Here is a 21,316-nt window from a genome sequence, read left to right on the forward strand (position 1 = left end):
AGTACAAAAATAATTTTAGCAGGTGTAGCCCTTTTTTTATATTCTAATTTAACCTACTTTTTACATTGGCCAGGGTCATTGATAACATTAATTATACTGTACAAATCTTTCAAATAATTTTCATACATCTTTTGAATATCGTCATAGCCCTTATATGCATGGTATGATAATATAACAAAATCAAATTCTTTTAAATCTATGTCAATTTTTGATTTACCATCCCATCCAAACTCTACTCCAACTAAAAGTCCATATTTTTTCATTGTTTCTTTATAGCTTTCTATATCAAATTTAAACTTATGATCCTTTTCAACTGCCTCGTAATGATCCGTAATTATAACCTTCAAATTCTTTTCCTTTGCATATTTTACAATATCTTCTACACTTGAATTTGAATCAGGAGAAAAATTACTGTGTATATGATAATCAATCATTTATTTTTCCTCCTGCAGCCTTTACTAACCATTTAAAAATAGGGTGAGGTTTTCCAACCTTTGATTTATATTCTGGATGATATTGAATACCTACAAAGAATGGATGATCATCAAGTTCAACTGCCTCAACAAAGTCAGATTTTGCAGATATTGTTAGTTTATAACCTTCTTCTCCTGGATTTTTAAATAATTGAGGAAATGCTTCTGCATCAACTTCGTAGCGGTGTCTATGTCTTTCATACACAATCTCTTGACCATCATAAATTCTACTCAAAAGTGTTCCTTTCATAATTTGAGTTTTTTGAGCACCTAGCCTCATTGTTCCGCCAAGATTTAATACCTCTTTTTGTGATTCCATCATATTGACTACTGGGTATGGAGTATTCTCATCAAATTCTGTAGAATTTGCACCTTCTAATTTTCCAACATTTCTAGCAAATTCTATTGCCATAAGCTGCATTCCAAGACATATTCCAAGAATTGGTTTTTTATTTTCCCTTGCATATTTTATCGCTTTTATCTTTCCTTCTATTCCTCTTCTACCAAATCCTCCTGGAATAATCAATGCATCAAAATCATCTAAATAGTTTTTGATTTGCTCATCTGTCATATCTTCAAGTTCTTGTGCGTCAATAACTATAGGTTTTTGAGCACCTGAAAGATATATAGATTCAATTATACTCTTGTAAGCATCATCTGTACCAAGATATTTACCAACTATACCTATTTTCAAGAGTTCAAAAGACTTTGGATAACTCCAATTAAAACTATCATTTATATCAAGACCAAGCTCTTTAGCGATTAATTTGTGAAGGTTCAAAGAATGAAGCACATCTGGAACTTCATATACATTAGATGCATCTGGAAGATTTATAACTCTATTTTTTGGAACTCCGCTAAACAAAGAAACTTTGAATAAACTATTTGCATCTATAGGCATTTCTGTTCTAACTATAATAGTATCTGGATGGATACCTATCCTTCTTAGAAGCTGAACAGATTGCTGAGTTGGTTTTGTCTTAAACTCGTTTGTGGTTCTTAAATATGGAACGTAAGTTACATGCACAAAATGGAATTTTTCTCTTCCAATTTCAAAAGCAAGCTCTCTAACTGCTTCTAAAAAAACTTCTCCTTCTATATCCCCAACAGTCCCGCCAATTTCAATTACAAGTAAATCCCCATCCATAGACTTAATTCTATCTTTTATCTCGGATGTAACATGTGGAACTATCTGAACGGTTGAACCTAGATACTTTCCTTCTCTTTCTCTCTTTATAACAGAATAATATATCTGTCCAGCTGTTATATTATTTTTTCTTGAAACATTAATTCCAAGAAATCTTTCATAATGTCCAAGATCAAGATCTGCTTCATATCCATCGTCGGTTACAAAAACTTCCCCATGCTGGTTTGGATTCATCGTTCCAGCATCAACATTTAAATATGGATCAATTTTTAGTATATTAACATTTACCCCACTATCTTTTAATATTCTTGCAAGAGATGCAGAAAATATACCTTTGCCAATTCCGCTTAATACCCCACCTGTGACAACAATAAACCTTTGAGGCATATTATCCCTCCTTTTATTTAAATTTTACTATTTTTTGTTATAATTCGTGTTTCTTTAAAGTTACAGCTTCTATTTTTTTGTGGTATCATATATTTGGAAATGTTCCAAAAAGAGGTGAAATTATGAAAATCGCATCAATAATAGCAATTGGCAATGAACTTGTCGAAGGAATCATAGTAGACACAAATTCAAAATATATCTCAAAAAAGCTCTTAGAATACGGCTATAAAACAAAAATTATTAAAACTCTTCCAGATGATTTAGATTTGCTAGTAAAAGAAATAAAAGATTCTCTTGAAACAACCGACCTTGTTGTAACAACTGGAGGACTTGGACCAACGGAAGATGATTTAACACGTGAGGCTGTTTCAAAAGCTCTTGAAAAAAAACTTATTTTTGATGAAAATTTATCAAAAAAAATCATCGAAAAGGCAAAAAAATTCCATAGTTATGTACCGAAAATAGTAGAAAGACAAGCGATGGTAATTGAAGGTGCTACAGTTTTAGAAAATCCAGTTGGTACAGCGCCAGGAATGCTCTTAAAAACTCCAAAAAACACAATTTTAATACTTCCTGGGCCTCCTGTTGAAATGATACCAATATTCGAAGAGGCACTAAACCTTATCGAAAAAGAAAATAAAATTTACCAAAGAAGAATTAAAACCATAAATATTCCTGAAGCAGTTCTCGTAGAAAAATACAAAGATATAATTTACAAGTATAAAGATGTAAATGTTGCAACAATGGCAAGTCACACCAGCGGTGTAGAATTAAGATTCACAGGTGAAAAAGCACTTGTAGATGAAATAGTTAATACATTAAGTGAAAAACTTAAAGATTATATATATGCCTTCGATGATAAAACCATTGAAGAAATCGTATTTGAAAAGCTGCTTTCAAAAAATAAAACCGTCTCATTTGCTGAATCATGTACTGGTGGACTTGTTTCTGCCAATTTTGTAAATCTTTCCGGAGTTTCAAAAGTTTTTAAAGGCTCAATTGTTGCATATTCTAACGAAGTAAAGCAACGAGTTTTAAATGTTAATTCTATGACACTTGAGAATTTTGGAGCGGTAAGTAAAGAATGTGTAGAAGAAATGGCAAAAGGAGTAAGTAAATTATTAGACACAGATTTTTCAGTTGCAGTATCAGGAATTGCAGGGCCCACTGGTGGTACAAAAGAAAAACCTGTTGGTACAGTGTGGATCTGTGCATACTCAAGAGAAAATGATAAATTCTTGACTGAAAGATTTTACTTTAAAGGAAACAGACAAACAATTAGAAACCGCTCAACTTTACACGCATTTGATATGCTAAGGAGGATATTAAAATGAAAAAAAGAAGTGTTACCATAAAAGATGTTGCAAGAAAAGCTGGAGTTGGTGTGGGAACAGTCTCAAGAGTTATAAATAATAGTCCACACGTTAATCAAAGAACAAAAGAACATGTACTAAAAGTAATACAAGAACTCGGTTACATGCCAAATCCACATGCAAGAAGATTGTCTAGTGGACATACAAAAATAATTACAACAATATTTCCACAAATGGTTGGAGAATTTCACCAACTACTACTTTCAGGTATAGATGAAATTTTTGAAAAAGAAGGATACACATCATTTGTCTATCCATTATATAGTGAAAATAGATACAAATTTGTAAGGGAAAGCTCGGATTTTGTCCTTGGAACCGATGGAGTTATTATAGATGCATTAAATGTTGATAGACTTCTCCAACAATATATACCAAAAAATGTTCCTGTTGTTTCCGTTGAATTTGATTCTGAAAAGTATGACTCTGTTATCATTGACAACTTTTACGGCGGTATGATAGCAGGTGATTACCTTTCAAATTTTGAAGGAGATATTTATGTAATTACACATAGAAGAAAGTCAAAACTAGAAAGTACCGTTTTCGAAGAAAGGGTTAATGGGTTTATTGAATCTATAGAAAAAAAAGGGAGAACTATAGAAAAGATCTTTGAAATTGAACTAGATTGGCTAGAAGCTTTTAATGTGGCAAAAGAAATATTCACCCGCTCTAATAAGGTTATTATTTTTACTACAACTGATTATTTTGCCTTTCCAGTAATAGAATTTACAAGAATAAAAGGTCTTGTACCAAAGAAAGACTTTCATTTGTGTGGTTTTGATAATCTCACACTTTCTAGTATCTTAAATATTACAACTATAAAACAACCAATAGTTGAAATGGGAAAAAGTGCAGGAGAATTACTTTTAAGAAGAATTAAAGGTTTTACAAGAAAAAAACAAACTGTTGCATTTAAACCCGAGATAATAATAAGAGAAACATAGTAAATAGAAAAGGAGGATTATATGAAAAAAGGAGATTTTATATGGTTAGGACTATTTTCACTAATAGTTTTTCTGCTCGTTTTTAAACCAACACACCAAGTTTATATTACATTAAACAGAACACATCCATACCTTATGGGATTTTTAAAGGTTTCCATACTTGCAACTATGGGTGAGCTACTTTCGATAAGGCTTCAACAGGGAAAATATTTAAAACCATATGGGTTATTCTACAGATTCTTGGTATGGGGTTTTCTAGGTATGTGTTTTGTTCTTGTGTTTGAACTTTTTGCAAGTGGAACAGATGCAGTAATGAAAAAAGGACTTTTACCTGGAAATAATAAAGTTCTCCATGCATTTTTTACAAGTGCACTAATGAATCTAATTTTTGCACCGACATTTATGGCATTTCACAGAATCACCGATACGTATATAGACCTTGGAAAGGGGAAAATTACTAAGATATTTTCAATTAAATTTTCAAATGTAATAGACAACATAGACTGGCAAAAATTTTTTGGATTTGTTATCTTAAAAACCATACCATTTTTCTGGATTCCAGCACATACTATAACTTTCCTTCTTCCACCTGAATATCGCGTTTTAACAGCTGCAATGCTGTCGATAGTACTTGGAATACTGCTTTCACTTAGAAAGGGGTAAAAAATGCTAAAACTTCCACCAATGAAGTTTGTAGAGTACATAAATGCACCAAAAAATAAAGTTTGGAAAGTTTTTGTAAATGAAAATGGTTGGGATCCATGGTTTACTGATGGTATGAAAATGGAAGTTAAAGACGGTGGAAAGATCTTCTTTAGGTGGAAAAGACTTACTAATGGTGAAGTTGTAACGGACAATGGATATACTGTTGAAATAATTTTCGAAAAACTTTGGGAATTTTGGTGGTATGAATACGAAGACGGATTTAGAAGCAAAGTTACCATGAAGTTTCAAGAAAGTGTAGATGGCGGAACATACATAACGATAATAGATCATACATTGGTAAAAAATACTGATGAGCTTGAAATTAGGTATGGATGTGCTTTTGGCTGGGGTCAAATGTTAACCCTTGCAAAGGCTTATATCGAAAAAGGTTTAATACTTATTGGTTAAACATATGGAAAGTTATATTACTACATATTGGTGTTTGGAAAATAAATTACACTATATATAGTTTTTCTTACCAGCGGTAAGAAATTTTACTTACAAAAATGATAATTTCTTACCACATAATTTAAAACGCAATTGAATCGATTACAATATCTAAGCCAATGTACAACTTCTTACCATCAAAAGTTCTGAAAAAACTATACTTTTAAAACTTCTTTCCAGGCGGTGGTTAATCTTCTTTCAAAAAATTGGAAAGTTACAAATCAAATATTTATGCTAAATTAAAGCAATTTTTTCAAGATAACTTTCCACTTTTTTTGTATATATTATTATTACTACTAAAAAATAATAAAAGAAAGGAATGAAAGAATGATAGATTTTAAAGCTGAACTTGACGAAGAACAATATGAAGCGGTAGTAAACTCGAAAGGAAAAACACTTGTAATAGCAGGACCTGGAAGTGGGAAAACAAGGGTAATAACATACAAAATAGCTCATTTAATATCTTCTGGTGTAAAACCTTCCGAAATACTACTTGTTACATTTACAAAAGCAGCGGCAAAAGAAATGCTACAGAGAGCAAAACTTGTTTCACGCTCTACACTTGATGGAATCACTGCAGGAACATTCCACCATATATGCAACTTATTTTTAAGAAAATACGGAACAATAATAGGACTAAAACCAAACTTTACAATACTAGACAGTGAAGATGCAAAAGATGTAATGGAAAGTGCAAGAAGTCAAATAATTCCAAAATCTGAAAGCAAAACCGTTCCAAACGCAAAGCAGTTATTAATTATAAACTCCTATATGAACAACACTCTATGCTCACTACGAGAAGCTATTGCAAAATATAATCCAAGATACCTAGAACAAGAAAACTTAATAGAACAGATCCTAATAAAATATCAACAAGAGAAAATGCAGCAAAATTCAGTTGATTATGATGATCTTTTAATAAACACATTACAAATACTTTCCACAAACAAATCAATTAGATTAAAAGAATCAAGTAGATATAAATGGATACTTGTTGATGAATTTCAAGACACAAATATAGTACAATTTCAAATCGTAAGTTTACTTTCAGAAGTACATGGAAACCTCATGGTTGTTGGAGATGATGCACAAAGTATATACTCATTCCGTGGTGCACGCTTTGAAAATGTACTTGATTTTCAAAAAGAGTCAAAAATCTTTAAGATTCAAACCAACTACAGAAGTTCACAAGAGATAGTAAACCTTATAAATGAAATGCTTCCAAAAAACTCCATACACAAAACGTTGCGTGCAACAAGAAGTACAGGAGTAAAACCATTTTTAGTACAGGTGTTTGACCACTATGACGAAGCTGATTTTGTGGCAAATGAAATACTAAACTACAACAAGCAAGGTGTCTCTTTAAATGATATAGCAGTACTTTATAGAGCACATTCTCATTCACTTGAACTTCAACTTGAACTATCAAAACATGGTATACCATTCAAACTGTATTCAGGTTTAAGATTTACAGAAACAGCACACGTAAAAGACTGCCTTGCATTCTTAAAAGTTTCAGTTAATTACGAGGAAAAAATATCTTGGATAAGATTACTAAAACTTGCAAAAGGAATAGGAAAAATAAAATCAAACAATATTTCTGAAAAACTTACATCTAAAGGGCTAGATGCATTCAATGAAATTAAAGAAAAAAGCTTTGACTTTAACAAAATAAAAGAAATCATATTAAAATCCCAAGAAATTACAAATCCAGGTGAAAGAATTAAAATTTTCTATGAGAAATTTTACGAGGAAAAAATGGAAGAAATATTTGACGATGCAAGGGACAGAAAAGAAGACGTAGTAAGACTAATAGAAATGGCTTCATTTTATGAAACACCTGAAAATTTTCTATCTGATATACTTGTAAGTGAAAGTTATGAAATAGCACAAGAAGGTAAATCTGACAAGGAAACCGAAAAAGTGACTTTAACAACCGTACACCAAGCTAAAGGTCTTGAATGGAAAGTAGTATTCATTTTAAGTGTAAATCCAGGGGATTTTCCACACATAATGAGTTTAAAAGATGGAGCATTAGACGAAGAAGAAAGATTGTTTTACGTTGCAATTACTCGTGCAAAGGATTTTCTATATATAATCTACAGCGCTGGGGGTTCATCAAGGATTTTTTACGGAAATGATTACATTATTAGACGTGGTAAAAGCTTTATTGATGATATTCCATTTCATCTTGTTGAACATTTAGAATATGGAGTTGGAAGATGATATACGTTGGTACTAGTGGATTTCAGTTCGACGATTGGATTGGTAAAGTCTATGATCCAAACATAAAGAAAAATGAAATGCTAAAATATTACATAGGAAAATATAAATTTAACACTGTGGAGTTAAATTACACTTACTACAAGATGCCTGGATTTAGGACGATAGTATCACTGCTAAGAAATACTCCGCGTAATTTCTACTTTTCAATAAAGTTATACGGAAAAATTACGCATGAACATGATCTTTCATATGTTGATAAATTCTTAGATGCTACTAGACCAATGGTTGAAGAAAAAAGACTTATTGGATACCTTGCACAGTTTCCTTTTTCTTTTAAAAGAATCGATGAAAACGAAAAATTTCTTTATAAAATTTCAAAAAAGTTCAATAATTTGTTTGTTGAATTACGTCACATCTCTTGGATTGATTTTGATACTAATGACTTCGAAATAGTTACCATCGACCAACCAACACTAAAAGATTTCTTGCCCTTTGTTGTAAAAGCAAAAGAAAGGTTGTATGTAAGACTCCATGGTAGAAATAAAAAATGGTTTGAAGAAGATGCAAAAAAAAGGTATAATTACAAGTATTCAAGGCAAGAGCTTATTAAAATACACGAAATGATAAAAAACTTTAATGGTCCAAAATATGTATACTTTAACAACTGCTATGAGGGAAAAGCCCTTTTAGACGCTTTAGAATTTAGAGAGATTTCAGGTGGTGAAATACTTGAATTTTTCAAATGAACATTCAAATAAAAGGGAAGGTCAAATAGTGTGGAATGATGAGAAAAATTTTATAAAAGCTTTAAAAAAAGGTGAAGAGTGGGCTTATAGAAGACTATATAGAGAATATGCTCCAAAAATTGGTGCATTTGCAAGAAGTTATTTTGGAACGGATGATGTAGATGATGTTATTCAAGAAGTGATGCTTAGGATATACAAAGGCATAAAAAAATTTAAAGGAGATTCATCTCTTTCAACTTGGATATATAGAATCACCGTAAATGTATGTAATACATTATATGAAAAATACAAAAAGAAAAATGAAAAAACTTTCAGTGTTGAAAATAACAACAGCGAAGATGATATGGAAATAGATATTCCGGATAAAGAAACGGACGTCCAAAAAGAAGTTACTCAGGAAATTTTATATGAAAAGATACTAAATGCACTTGAAAAACTATCCGAAAAAGAAAGGGTATTAATTAGGATGAGAGATATTGATGGACTTTCTTACTCAGAAATTGCAGAGATTCTAGGAATACCGGAAGGAACGGTGAAAAGTAGATTACACAACGCAAGAGAAAAGTTTAAAAAGATACTTGAGGAGGAAGGTATAGCATGAACGATGAAAAGTACAAAGAAATAATATCTATTGTTAAAATTGAGACCATGTACAAACCAGGTGATTTACTTGAAGATAGGATAATAAAAACTATTAAAAAGCAAAGGTTTTTTAGCAAGTTGAAAAAGTCATCTATATTTTTGATCATAGTTGCTGGTGTAATAACAATTTCGTTTTTCACGTTTGATATCAAAAGACCTCAAAATCAACTTTATACGTATGAACAGCAACAAAGCCAAGATTATGTAGTAAAAGATTTTGAACCAATTTTAAATATAAGCCTTGTAAGTGATGGTTTATAAGAGGTGAAATTGTGAGAAAATTATATTCTTTTTCTTTTCTACTATTGGTTTCTTTTATTTTTGCTATTAGTTATCATGCACTGAGAATTACTTTTGAATATAACGAGGACAAATTACAGATGGTTAGATACGAAGAAGTTTATTACAGGGACGGAGATAAAATAGTTTTTGTAAAGGTCCCAAAAAAGGTTATTTGGGTAAAGCTTGGTGAGCGCTATTATATTGGAGAAGGAACAACTTTAAAACTTTCTCCTCCTATCAAGGATTTGGAAGATATTTTCTACCAGTACCTTTCATACCACAAAATATCTGATGACTTTGATGGAGAGATTACAATTTCTGAAAAAACTTTTAATATAAAAGCGGAAAAAAGAAATGGATTTATAACAAAAATAGTGAGAAAATTTCATTCAGTTTTGACTGAAATGCAATATATTTATCTTCCAGACAACAAGACATTTGAAGATGTTTTGTCAAAATTTAAGTTTGTAGATAAAAGTGATTTTCCAATGAAAATTTATAATATTTTGAATTTATTTCTTTGGTTTGATGCAAAAATATCGGGGAATGATCTTGAAATTTTTGCAATAGATAAAGAAGGTTTAGAAGTTGAACTCGTTCTTTCAAAGGAGAAAGGTACCTACAAAATTGATAACTTTTACTTAACAATAAAAAAAGCTAGCGAAGAAACTAGAAAGGAAATCGAAAATGAAATCCGCGATAATAATTGATGGATATGTTGATGAACCTGCGGTTTTAGGAGTGCCACCATATCTGAGTACATATGCCCGCTATATAGCGGGCACGTTAATTTTTAAAGGTTTTGAAGTTAAATATACAACCATTGATGAAGTTAGAAAGAAAAATTTATTTTCTTCATTTAATAACTTTGATGTAGTGGTAATATTATCTTCAGTCACAGTTCCAGGAAAATACATAGGTGGAACTCCTATAAGTATCGATGAGATAAAAAAGATATTTTCATCTAACAAAAAGCCATTTAGAATTCTTACCGGTGCAACTGTTAATTTTATAAATGATCCAGACGAAGTACATGCAGATGATATGGCAATCGATTTTTTAAAATATGCATTTGAAGAAGTTGATTATAGCATAATAAGAAATGTATCACTTCTTGGTGCTGAAATAGTTAAAATGCACCCACGTTTTCCAGATATTATTTGTGAAATAGAGGTTTCACTTGGTTGCGAGAGAAAAACTTATTGTACATTTTGTAGCGAACCCATTTTGCATCCAAAATTTATTTCAAGACCTGTAAAAGATATTATCGACGAGGTTGAAAAACTTTACAAAAATGGTGTAAAAGCTTTTAGGCTTGGTAGAAGTGCAAATATACTTGCGTATGGTTTAGATAAAAATTCAAGAAAAATTAACGTTTCATTAATAAAAGAGTTGTACAATGGTATCAGAGAAGTAGCACCTGAACTTGAAGTTTTACATACTGATAATGCAAATCCTGCTTTTATTGCACAACACTTTCCAGACAGTGCAAAGGCGATAGAAATAATTGTTAAAAATAACACAGAAGGAGATATTTTTTCTTTTGGAGTGGAAAGTTTTGATGAGATTGTTAGAAAAAAGAACAACATCCAGGGAAGTGTGGAAGAGATAGATTTTGCAATAAGGCTAGTGAATGAAATAGGTGGAATTAGAATAAATGGTATTCCGAAGCTTCTTCCAGGATTAAACTTTATATTCGGTCTTGCAGGAGAAACAAAAAAATCGTATGAAATTCTATACCAAAAACTAAAATATTATCTAGAAAATAATATCCTTTTAAGGCGTATAAATTTAAGACAGCTTATGATTGTACCCAACACACCTTTGTGGTATTACAATCAGAAAAAAAGATTAAAAGTTAATAAGTCATTATTTAAGCATTATAAATATCTCATAAGAAATGAAATAGATAGTGAAATGATAAAGAAAGTGTTTCCCAAAGGTTCAATTGTTAAGGGAGTTATACCCGAGTTTGTGGAGGGAAATATAACTTTTGGAAGACCGCTTGGAACCTATCCAATTTTAGTTGGAGTTATTGGAAAATTTGATAAAAAATCTGACATATATATTGTTGATCATGGCATACGCTCGATAACTGGTATTGTTCTTGGAAAAAAGATAAGTGAATACAACATAAATGAACTTGCAAAGATTCCCGGAATTTCTAAAAATAAAGCTGAAAAGTTAATAAAAAAGTATCCATCTATTGCCTTGAATAAAATTTTGGAGGTGGATTTAGATTAAAAAACTTCTTTCAAACTATTTTGATCTTGTTACTTCAAAAATAGTTCTTGAAACTACCGTTGAAGTTTTGAAAGAAAATAAAATTGAATCCTTTTTTGAAAAGTTAATGTTAAAAACCCATCCTCATCTAAAGTTTGATGGATGGTCAGTTATTGAGTATGATGAAATTAAAGGACTTTCTTTTCTTTCTTTATCGAGAAATTACAAAAAATATGATATAGAAAGTATCGAGAGAAAAATTGTAAATTCACAAAATATGCTTTTTGATACGGTTTTGAAAACTCGTACTTGGAAATATATAATGGATCCTTTTAAATTAAACATTTGGATGCCAGGTTCGAGAATACGCTCATGGATAGGTGTTCCGTTGTTATTTGATAACGAAGTTTTTGGAGTACTAAATATAGATTATTTTAAGCCAAAAAGGTTAACTTTCAAAGATAAATTATTCTTAAATAGTTTTCAAAGAAATTTTGCTATATACGCCTCTAACTTTAAAGAACTTAAATCACTATTTTTGCAAAAATACATTGATCATCTTACAGGATTAAAAAACAGACATTTTATTGAAGAATACTTTGAAAAGAACAATAGAGATAGAATTGCTATAATTTTTTGTGACTTAAATAAGTTTAAAGCGGTAAACGATACATATGGACATAGAATAGGTGATGAAGTAATAAAGATAGTAGCACGAAGGCTTAGAAATATATTAAAATCAACGGATGAAGTTGTAAGGTACGGTGGAGACGAATTCATAGTTTTAACAAAAAACATCGAAAATGTGGAAACTATTAAATTACGTATTAAAAATGCTATTAAAAAATATGATATAATTATTGAAGGAAAGAGAATAAAGCTTGGTATATCATGCGGGCATGCAATTTATCCGGATGAAAGTACGGACTTTTGGGAAATAATGCATCTTGCTGATCTGAGGATGTATTCAGATAAGGGAGAAAGATAATGTGAAAATACTTTTTAATCTAATAAATTTGATTCCAAATTTTGGAATACATTCTCTTCAAGTAGCATTTTTATCTTCTGAAATTGCCAAAAGCCTTAATCTTGACCCAAAAAAGGCTTTCCTTGCTGGTTATCTACATGATATTGGTGTTCTTATTCCACATGAAAATTTTGTTTTAGATGATATTAATACAACGTACCTAATAAACCATGATATTCCAAGTGGAAATGAATTAACAAGGATGCATACGGTTATAGGTAGCTTTATTGTCAATCAATTTTCATTTTTAAAGGATATTTCTGAAATTATCTTAAAGCATCATGCACTACCAAAATTTTTAGATGAAAAATGTGAAAATGATATTTATGCTAACATAATTTCCATTTCTGAGGAAATAGCAAAATATCATTTTATAAATGAGGATGTAAATTATGATGACTTATTCTTTCCAATTTTGTCAATAAGAAATAGATTTTTTGATTTTATTTTCAAAGCAACGATTAATATATTAAAACGTGAGTTTTTGATATGGGTTTTAGATGATATAAAACGTGGAATTATAAATAGAAAAATGTTGCTTGATTACTTGCTTGGAGATGATTTAAAGTTAAAAAATGAAAATTTGGTTGATGAAGGTATTCTTGTTTCGTTTATTGTTGATGCAAAGAGTAAATTTACAAAGGATCATTCATGGCGTGTTGCAACAGTTGCAAGGGATATGGCAAATGTTGCAAAACTTGACCAGGATAAATTTTTTATTGCAGGTCTTTATCATGATGTAGGAAAAATAACTACTCCTTTTAATATTTTAGAAAAAAAGGGAAAGTTAACGGACGATGAAATAAAAATAATGAAAAAGCATGTTTATTATTCCTATATTGTTTTGAATGATTATAAAGATGAACCGTGGTTTTATCCTGCTGTAAGGCATCAAGAAAGAATTGATGGAAGTGGTTATCCATTTAAATTAAAAGGAAACGAGATGAGCTTTGATGATAAGATTTTACAGGTTGCAGATTATTTTTCCGCACTTTTAGAAGATAGACCATATCGAGAAGGGTTTGAAAGAGAAAAAGCATTTGAAATAACTTATGATACTGCGAAAAAAGGAACTTTGGATATGCAAGCAGTAGAAGTTCTCAACGAGACATTGAAGAAAGAAGTAGATTATAGAAATATATCTTATATTTCAAAAACTCAAGAAAATATCGATCTATTTGTAAATGGTTTATTACATTAAGTGTGAGGAGTGTATTTATGAGGTTTCTAGTGATTTCTGACCTTCATATTCCAACCAGAAATTTTCAAATTCATCCAAAAATTGTGGAAATTGCAAAAGAATGTGATGGTATTTTTGCATTGGGGGATTTTGTGGATCTCAATACTGTTTTACTTCTGCAAAGTTTGAATAGAAATTTTCATGGCGTATTTGGAAATATGGATGAATACGATGTGAAAGATTATCTACCTGCTCAAAAGGTTGTAAAAATTGGGAAATTTACAATAGGTTTGACACATGGAAGCGGTTCTCACATAAGAATTCCAGAAAGGATTGTAAATTGGTTTGATAATGATGTGAATGTTATATTATATGGACATAGTCATGTACCTGATGATAGAGTATACCGTGGAAAGCGTTTCATAAATCCAGGGACTGCTATGGAAACATACGGTATAATGGAAATAAATGGTGATACACTAAAATTTGAAGTATTCAAGGAGGAGTAGAGATGGTAGGTTACGAAATTTATATCCGCTCTTTTTATGATTATAACAACGATGGAACAGGTGATTTTAAAGGTCTTTCTAATGCTGTTTCTTATTTAAAGGATTTAGGAATTGATCTTGTCTGGATAATGCCTCATTTTAAAGCACCAAGTTACCATGGATATGATATTATAGATTTTTTTGACACAACACCTTCATATGGAACGCTCGAAGACTTTAAGGAAATGGTTGAAAAGCTTCACGAGGCTGGAATAAAAATAGCGATTGATCTTCCTTTAAATCACGTATCATCAAGACATCCATGGTTTAAAGCTGCTGTATCTGGAGATAAAGAATATGAAGATTTCTTTTTATGGGCAGATGATGGAGTAGATTTGAACGAAAAAAGGCCTTGGGATAATGAAGTTATCTGGCATCCATATAATGGTAAATGGTATTACGGTGTTTTTGGAGGTTCATCTCCAGACTTAAACTATGAAAATGAAAAAGTTGTTGAAAAGGCACTTGAAATAGTTGAATTTTGGTTAAATATGGGTATAGATGGTTTTAGATTCGATGCAGCAAAACATATTTATGATTACGATCTTCAACAAAAGAAATTTAATTACAATCATGAAAAAAATATTCAATTTTGGAAAAAGGTTATGGATAAAGCAAGAAGTATAAAAAGTGATGTTTTTGCAGTAACTGAAGTATGGGATGCACCTGAAATAGTTGCTGAATATGCAAAAACAATTGGATGCTCTTTTAATTTTTATTTTACAGAAGCATTGAGAGAATCAATTAATCATGGAAATACCTATAAAATATGGGATTGTTTTTCAAGAACATTAACTGATGATAGAGGTCTTTACATTCCTTCAAATTTTTCCAGTAACCATGATATGACAAGGCTTGCTTCAAGTTTGCAGTCTGAAGATCAAAGAAAGGTATTTTTTGCGATGCTCCTTACAACGCCTGGAATTCCATTTATCTTTTATGGTGATGAGCTTGGAATGAGGGGAGTTTACGATCCTTACTTTACTGAGAGTGTGATTGAACCATTCCCTTGGTATTCTTCTCTATCTGGTGATGGACAAACTCTTTGGAAATCTATAGGATATAACCATGCATTTACTGGTGTTTCTGTTGAGGAACAATCTCAAAGAAAAGAGAGTCTATTAAATACGGTAAAAAGATGGATTAAATTTAGAAAAGAAAATGAATGGATGACAAACTCATGGATCGTTGATTTGAGAACAAGTGAATTTGTAGTTGGTTATACGGTTACAAATGGAGAAAAATCACTTAGAATATATCATAACATTTCTGGACATGAAGAGGAATTTGAAGGAATAAGGTTAAAACCGTTTGAATCGAAGGTGTTATAGAGTGGGAAAGATAAAGAAACTTCCAGAGCATGTAATTGGAAAGATTGCAGCTGGAGAAGTTGTTGCAGGACCTTATTCAGTAGTAAAAGAACTTGTTGAAAATTCACTTGATGCAGGTGCTACAAAGATTGAGATAGAGATAAAAAGCGGTGGAAAAAGTTATATAAAGGTGAAAGATAACGGAGAAGGTATGGGACGCGAGGACCTTCTCCTTTCTATATATGAACATACAACAAGTAAGATAAATGATTTTGATGATATATATAACTTATCTTCCTTTGGATTTAGAGGAGAAGCTCTAGCATCTATTGCAAAAGTAAGTAGGATAGTGATTACATCAAATAATGGAAGTGAGTCTTATAGACTTGAGGCAATAGGTGGAAAGGTTAAATCTGTTAATGAATATCCACTTGTCGAAAAAGGAACAATAGTAGAAGTATACGATTTATTTTTTAATGTTCCTGCAAGACGCAAATTTTTGAAATCTGAGGCTACTGAAAAAAGGTATGTAGTAGAATACGTAGAAAAATTTTTGCTTTCAAATCCAGATGTTGAATTTATATTTAAAGCGGATAATGAAATAATATATAACGCAAGAGCGTCAAGCCTTGAGGAAAGATTCAAACTTATATTTCCGGAAGTCAAAGAATACACATTGATAAATGGTAAATACGTAGAAGGAGTAATTTCATCGCCTAATTATCATAGAAAAAATAGGACAGGACAGATCTTTTTTGTACAAAAAAGATTTGTTATGGATAAAATGTTATATTACATTTTTGAAAATGGATATGGTGAAGCACTTGTTGATCATCCATACGGTGTTTTATTTATTAATGTACCATCAAAACTTGTTGATGTTAATGTTCATCCACAAAAATTGGAGGTAAAATTTTCAAATCCAAATATTATATATTCAGATATAACAAGAACAGTAAGAGAGGCATTAAAAAAATTTGTTTCAAAACAAATATTTGTTAAGCCTATAAACGAGAAAATAACAGAATCAGAGGTTAATATTTTTAAAGAAAAAGATGTTAGTTTTTCTAACGACAGTTTTCAAAATAATAAATTCGATAATGTGTTCAAAGAAAGTATAAATCATGTAGATTATTCTAAAGGCATATTATTTGATATATCAGAAAAGAATTTAGAAGTAAAAAATGATGTAGTTATTTTAAAAAAGAGGTATGTTTTATTTGAAATGGAAGATGGTATATACATAATGGATTTTCATGCAGCACATGAAAGGGTTATTTACGAGCAAATCTTGGAAAAATTAAAAGTGGGTATTGAAAAGATTGATTTAATTATTCCTATCGAGATAAAGGTTGGAAAAAGCTTAAAGCAAATTGTTATAGAAAAGCTTGATGAATTAAAAGAAAATGGATTTGAAATAAAATTTGAAGAAGAATCAATCAAAATTACATCAATACCATCGTTTTTAAAGCCCTCCGAAGTTGAAGATGTGTTTAAAGAAATTATAGATGAATATAGAATACCTTCAATGGGAACAAAAAATATGAAGCATATAATAGCTGATAAAGCATGTAAGTCTGCTGTTAGAACAGGGTATGATATTACCGAAGGTGAGGCAAAAAAACTAATTGAAGAAGTTTTTAAAAGAAATTTGACAACTTGTCCACATGGAAGGCCTTTGTTTTTAAAGCTTACTTTTAATGAAATTGATAAATATTTTGATAGAACGTAAAAAAATGGCTCGGTTTTCCGAGCCATTTTTTAGATTTATATTTTAATTTCATTAAAGTTATCTTGTATAGTCTGTATAAGGCTTATGGTCTTTCTTACATTTTCAAATACTGATCCTAGTTCATCCAAGAACTTTTGTATTGTAGCACTAATTTCTTCTGCTGTTGCAGAACTTTCTTCAGATATTGCAAGCAGATTTTGTATACTTGTTGTTATATTTTCGAGTTTTTCTGTTTCAGAGTTTAAAGTTGAAACAAGAGTATTTAATTGAGAAGTGATATTAGAAATAATTTCACTTGATTCTTTACTTTTTTGTGCGCTACTTTCAAGTTCAGATGATTGATTTTTAAGTTCTTCATATCCTTTTGTAACACTTAAACTTAGTTGGGAAATACCATTTGAAACGCTTGATAGAAATTGAGAGATTTTAACTGCAGATTCTTTACTTTCTTCTGCAAGTTTTCTTATTTCATCAGCAACTACGGCAAAGCCTTTTCCTGCTTCTCCGCTCCTTGCAGCTTCTATTGCTGCATTAAGTGCAAGCAAATTTGTTTGTTCAGCTATACTCATAACGGTATTTGCAATTTCTTGGATTGTACTTGCCTGATTTTTAAGTTCTTCACTTTCCTTTGTTATTTTTTCAAATTCCTCGCTCATTGATTTAATTCCTGATGCAGAATTTTCTACACTCTTTGCTGCAGTAATTATTTTTTCGACAGCTGTATTTAAGTCATTTATTATTTGATTTTGTTCATTTATTGTTTGAGATATTGTGTCCACATTTGAAGTTACTGCTTCTGAAATTCTTTCTGCATCATTGCTTATTTGCACTGCAGTATCAGCTACTTGTGTAGAAAGTTCTTTCATTGTGCCAATTTCTTCTTGAATTGCATCTGATGATTCTAAAGTCTTTTTAGAGAAATTTAAAATTTCCTCAGTATCTCCCTGGAGTCCTATGAAAAATTCTCTAAGATTTGATAAAGCTTCAAAGTTATATTTTGATAATTTTTCAAAATCCTTTTCTCCTGATATTATCAAAATGTCATTAAAATCTTTTTCTTTGTAAATATTGATCATTTTTTCAACACTCTTTGTGGTATTTTTTAAATCTTTATTAATTAAAAGAATCCCTGTTAAAACCGAAATCGCAGTTAATATAGATCCAGGTAAAGCACCTAAGTATTTTGTAAACAAAAATGAAAGTATAAAGGTTAGTATTGGTATTATAACAGTTAAGTTTGTAGTAAAGCTGTTTAAAAAGCCAAATGAGATAGCTTTATAAAGTTTTAGTTTTACGCTTTTTCCATATGGTTTTGTAGCAACAACTTTTACTTCAATAAATGAACCATTTGAATTATTATCTTGTTTTAGGATTTCAATTTTTAATGGGTCATTAAAAAAGTCTGCTGCTCCTTTTAAAAGACCTAAAAAGTAGTTTCTAAAATCTCTGTGAGATTCGTATCTTATAACTGCAGTTTTTTCGTCAATATAGTTATATATGATTCTTGGAGGTTTTGCACCTTTAATTCTTCTAGTAAGTGCCCTATGAACACTATCCATTGCACTTAGGAAAGATAAAACTCCTTCTTTTTTAAAATAGCTTGGATAAAATGAATGGAAAGATTTTATGTTGTGATATCCTGTTTCTTGCCAAAGCTCTTCATATGTTTTTCCAACCTTTTGAGCTAATTCTTTTGAAAAATTGACAACTAATTCATCTGGAACATTATTAGTTGGAATTAAAAGATTTTGTGCTTCTAAATTAAATTTTGAAAATAGCTCATTCACTACATTTTCACCATATATTTTTTTCCAAGTGGTTATCCAGATATTCATTACAAAACTTTTCATTTTTTAACCTCCTTTCTTTTTTCTTTTCCAAATTATTTTACCATATATTTAGAGGAATAGATATAATTACTCAAAAAGATTATTAAGATTTGACAGATGTATTTAATCTTTTAATTTTTCATATACTTTACGAACTTTGTCAATTTGATTTAAAAATGCATTGACTACTTTTGGATCAAAATGTTTTCCTTTTTCCTTTTTGATAATTTCTAATACTATATCAAATTCCAACGGTTCTTTGTAAGGTCTTTTTGATGTTAATGCATCGAAAACATCTGCTAGTGCAACTATCCTTCCTTCTATACTGATTTCTTCACCTTTTTTGCCTTTTGGATAACCAGTTCCGTCATACTTTTCATGATGATCAGAAATTATATTTAACATTACCTGCATGCTGCTTGTTTCTATCAAGTTTTTAGAATTTTCAATAAATTTTTTAATTACTTTTACACCAATTTCTACGTGTTTTTCCATTATTTTTCTTTCTTTTTCAGTTAACTTTCCTGGTTTTAGTAAAATTGAATCCGGAATTCCTACTTTTCCAATATCATGAAGCGGGGCAAATTGATAGATTTCTCTAACAATTCGTGGATGTAAATTCAATTTTTCAGCAATTATCTTTGAATAAAGTGCAACTCTTCTTATATGATTGCCTGTTTCGTTATCTTTGAATTCAACAAGATTTACTAGTCCAGAGCCAAAATTTGAGAGTAAATTTTGAGTGACTATTGAATAATAAAATCTGTAGGAGAGAATATTTGAAATAGATAAGAGAAGTTTTTCATCATGCTCTGAAAAATTATTTTTGTTTTCAGAGGCAAGGAAAATAAAACCAAATGGTCTGTTATTAATTGAAAGCATGACAGTAAGGTTTGACATGAATCCTTCTTTTAATATTAATTCTGTACTTGGTGAGTTTGTACTTTTAAAATACTTATAAAGATCGTTAATTATTCTAGAATTAATATTTTCTTTTACCATTTTAAAGAGGGATGTTTCATTAAAGTTTTTACTAAATCCTGGTTTTAAATATAGTTTTATATTTTTGTTCTTTAAATAAGCAACTTCAGCTACGATTTTTTGATTTTCCCAATCTATTAGTGCGACTGAAAATCTCTCAGAGTTAAATAAGTCACATAAATATTGTCCCATACTAAACACAAAATCCTCTATTGTTGAACTTAATGGTAATTGATTAATATTGTTGTATATTTCTTGAACGATATTAATTTTTTTTAAAGTCTCTGAAATTTGAAGGTCTTCTTTGAAGTCTACTTGGGGAAGTTTAAGGGTTGAAATGTTGATGTTTGCTGAAATTTCTTTAAAAATATTTAAAAGTTTTTGGTTATACCTTTTGATTTTTATTGATCTTATCCATATAAATCCAAGAGTTAAAAAACTTAATGATGTAAATAGTAGTGTGACAATTAAGAATTCTTTTATATATTTTTTTTCGTATTCTTTTCTAATTTTTTCAAGAAATGATTTAAATTCAATGGTATAAGCTAAGAGTTTTTCTTTTTTAGAATTATTATTGATTGCTTTAAGAAAACTTTTATAATCATAATTTAAATTCTTCATGGGTTCTATTAATTTTTCGAAATCAGATTTTTTGAAAATAACCTCATTTACAATAGTTAAATAATTGAAAAAATCTCTATTTACTTTAATGAAAACTATACTGTGATAATAATTTATTGTAAACAAAAAGAATATAAAAACAAAAAAAATAGCGACAAAAAAGAAGTTTAATTTTATATATTTTTCAAAATTTTTTGTTTTTTTCATTATTTTCACCTCTAAGAATCAAATATCTATCAGTATTATATCATTTTTTAATCTTTTTGTTTTTATATTGTAAATAATAATATCTAATAAAAAATTACTTATATTTATATTATTTTTTTGACCCTGGCCAATGTAAAAAGTAGGTTAAATTAGAATATAAAAAAAGGGCCACACCTGCTAAAATTATTTTTGTACTAAAAATACCCACATTTAAGGAGGTGTAGCCCCTGAAAAATATTCACTTCAATATTATTTTACCACAAAAATTACTCAACAAAATATCTAATCT

Annotated in this window: 19 protein-coding genes; 15 read left to right on the forward strand and 4 right to left on the reverse strand. The window is 30.0% G+C overall.

All coding sequences use genetic code 11. The annotated features are described in order from the left end of the window. Positions 1–53 precede the first annotated feature (53 nt). Positions 54–434, reverse strand: a complete 381-nt coding sequence (locus tag EO083_RS09095) for a PHP domain-containing protein (protein WP_241230031.1) — start codon at positions 432–434, stop codon at positions 54–56. Next, positions 427–2,007, reverse strand: a complete 1,581-nt coding sequence (gene pyrG / locus EO083_RS09100; protein WP_126994029.1) for a CTP synthase — start codon at positions 2,005–2,007, stop codon at positions 427–429. Before pyrG ends, EO083_RS09095 begins: the two co-directional genes overlap by 8 nt. Positions 2,008–2,129: 122 nt before the next feature. Between pyrG and EO083_RS09105 the strand changes: the two genes are divergently transcribed. The 15 genes from EO083_RS09105 to mutL all read left to right on the forward strand — a co-directional run bounded on the left by EO083_RS09105 (position 2,130) and on the right by mutL (position 17,389). Next, the gene (locus EO083_RS09105; RefSeq protein ID WP_126994031.1) at positions 2,130–3,341 is read left to right on the forward strand and encodes a competence/damage-inducible protein A; all 1,212 of its coding nucleotides are present in this window, start codon (positions 2,130–2,132) and stop codon (positions 3,339–3,341) included. Beyond that, positions 3,338–4,321 (forward strand): LacI family DNA-binding transcriptional regulator, encoded by a 984-nt coding sequence (locus EO083_RS09110; protein WP_126994033.1) that lies wholly within the window; start codon positions 3,338–3,340, stop codon positions 4,319–4,321. Before EO083_RS09105 ends, EO083_RS09110 begins: the two co-directional genes overlap by 4 nt. A 21-nt stretch (positions 4,322–4,342) precedes the next feature. Next, a complete protein-coding gene (locus EO083_RS09115) occupies positions 4,343–4,984 on the forward strand; it encodes an Mpv17/PMP22 family protein (RefSeq protein WP_126994035.1) in 642 nt (213 codons plus the stop codon). A gap of 3 nt (positions 4,985–4,987) precedes the next feature. Beyond that, positions 4,988–5,434, forward strand: coding sequence for an SRPBCC family protein (locus EO083_RS09120; RefSeq protein ID WP_126994037.1), 447 nt, complete (start codon positions 4,988–4,990; stop codon positions 5,432–5,434). 366 nt (positions 5,435–5,800) lie between these two features. Continuing rightward, positions 5,801–7,699 (forward strand): ATP-dependent helicase, encoded by a 1,899-nt coding sequence (locus EO083_RS09125; protein ID WP_126994039.1) that lies wholly within the window; start codon positions 5,801–5,803, stop codon positions 7,697–7,699. Further along, complete coding sequence (locus EO083_RS09130) at positions 7,696–8,445, forward strand: DUF72 domain-containing protein (protein ID WP_126994041.1); 750 nt, start codon at positions 7,696–7,698, stop codon at positions 8,443–8,445. The genes EO083_RS09125 and EO083_RS09130 overlap by 4 nt, the downstream gene beginning before the upstream one ends. Then, positions 8,429–9,046, forward strand: coding sequence for an RNA polymerase sigma factor (locus EO083_RS09135; protein ID WP_126994043.1), 618 nt, complete (start codon positions 8,429–8,431; stop codon positions 9,044–9,046). Before EO083_RS09130 ends, EO083_RS09135 begins: the two co-directional genes overlap by 17 nt. Further along, positions 9,043–9,348, forward strand: coding sequence for a hypothetical protein (locus EO083_RS09140; protein WP_126994045.1), 306 nt, complete (start codon positions 9,043–9,045; stop codon positions 9,346–9,348). Before EO083_RS09135 ends, EO083_RS09140 begins: the two co-directional genes overlap by 4 nt. 11 nt (positions 9,349–9,359) lie before the next feature. Continuing rightward, entirely contained in the window at positions 9,360–10,079 is a 720-nt protein-coding gene (locus EO083_RS09145) for a hypothetical protein (protein ID WP_126994047.1), read from the forward strand. After that, positions 10,057–11,613 (forward strand): radical SAM protein, encoded by a 1,557-nt coding sequence (locus EO083_RS09150; protein ID WP_126994049.1) that lies wholly within the window; start codon positions 10,057–10,059, stop codon positions 11,611–11,613. Before EO083_RS09145 ends, EO083_RS09150 begins: the two co-directional genes overlap by 23 nt. A gap of 67 nt (positions 11,614–11,680) precedes the next feature. Continuing rightward, positions 11,681–12,580, forward strand: a complete 900-nt coding sequence (locus tag EO083_RS09155) for a sensor domain-containing diguanylate cyclase (RefSeq protein WP_126994051.1) — start codon at positions 11,681–11,683, stop codon at positions 12,578–12,580. A 1-nt stretch (position 12,581) separates the two neighbouring features. Next, positions 12,582–13,820 carry an HD-GYP domain-containing protein gene (locus EO083_RS09160; protein ID WP_126994053.1) on the forward strand — a complete coding sequence of 413 codons (1,239 nt, stop codon included), beginning with the start codon at positions 12,582–12,584 and terminating at the stop codon, positions 13,818–13,820. A gap of 17 nt (positions 13,821–13,837) precedes the next feature. After that, on the forward strand, positions 13,838–14,308 hold the full coding sequence (locus EO083_RS09165) for a metallophosphoesterase family protein (RefSeq protein WP_126994055.1): 471 nt from the start codon (positions 13,838–13,840) through the stop codon (positions 14,306–14,308). 2 nt (positions 14,309–14,310) lie between these two features. Further along, complete coding sequence (locus EO083_RS09170; RefSeq protein WP_126994057.1) at positions 14,311–15,678, forward strand: alpha-amylase family glycosyl hydrolase; 1,368 nt, start codon at positions 14,311–14,313, stop codon at positions 15,676–15,678. A gap of 1 nt (position 15,679) precedes the next feature. Continuing rightward, a complete protein-coding gene (gene mutL, locus EO083_RS09175; RefSeq protein WP_126994059.1) occupies positions 15,680–17,389 on the forward strand; it encodes a DNA mismatch repair endonuclease MutL in 1,710 nt (569 codons plus the stop codon). Positions 17,390–17,424: 35 nt separating this feature from the next. Here the strand turns inward: mutL and EO083_RS09180 are convergent, their stop codons facing one another. Both EO083_RS09180 and EO083_RS09185 read right to left on the reverse strand, forming a co-directional pair. After that, positions 17,425–19,239 carry a heme NO-binding domain-containing protein gene (locus EO083_RS09180; protein ID WP_126994061.1) on the reverse strand — a complete coding sequence of 605 codons (1,815 nt, stop codon included), beginning with the start codon at positions 19,237–19,239 and terminating at the stop codon, positions 17,425–17,427. 102 nt (positions 19,240–19,341) lie between these two features. Next, on the reverse strand, positions 19,342–21,027 hold the full coding sequence (locus EO083_RS09185) for an HD domain-containing phosphohydrolase (protein WP_126994063.1): 1,686 nt from the start codon (positions 21,025–21,027) through the stop codon (positions 19,342–19,344). Positions 21,028–21,316: the final 289 nt, after the last annotated feature.

This window comes from Thermosipho globiformans, from assembly GCF_003990895.1.
Lineage (GTDB): Bacteria > Thermotogota > Thermotogae > Thermotogales > Fervidobacteriaceae > Thermosipho > Thermosipho japonicus.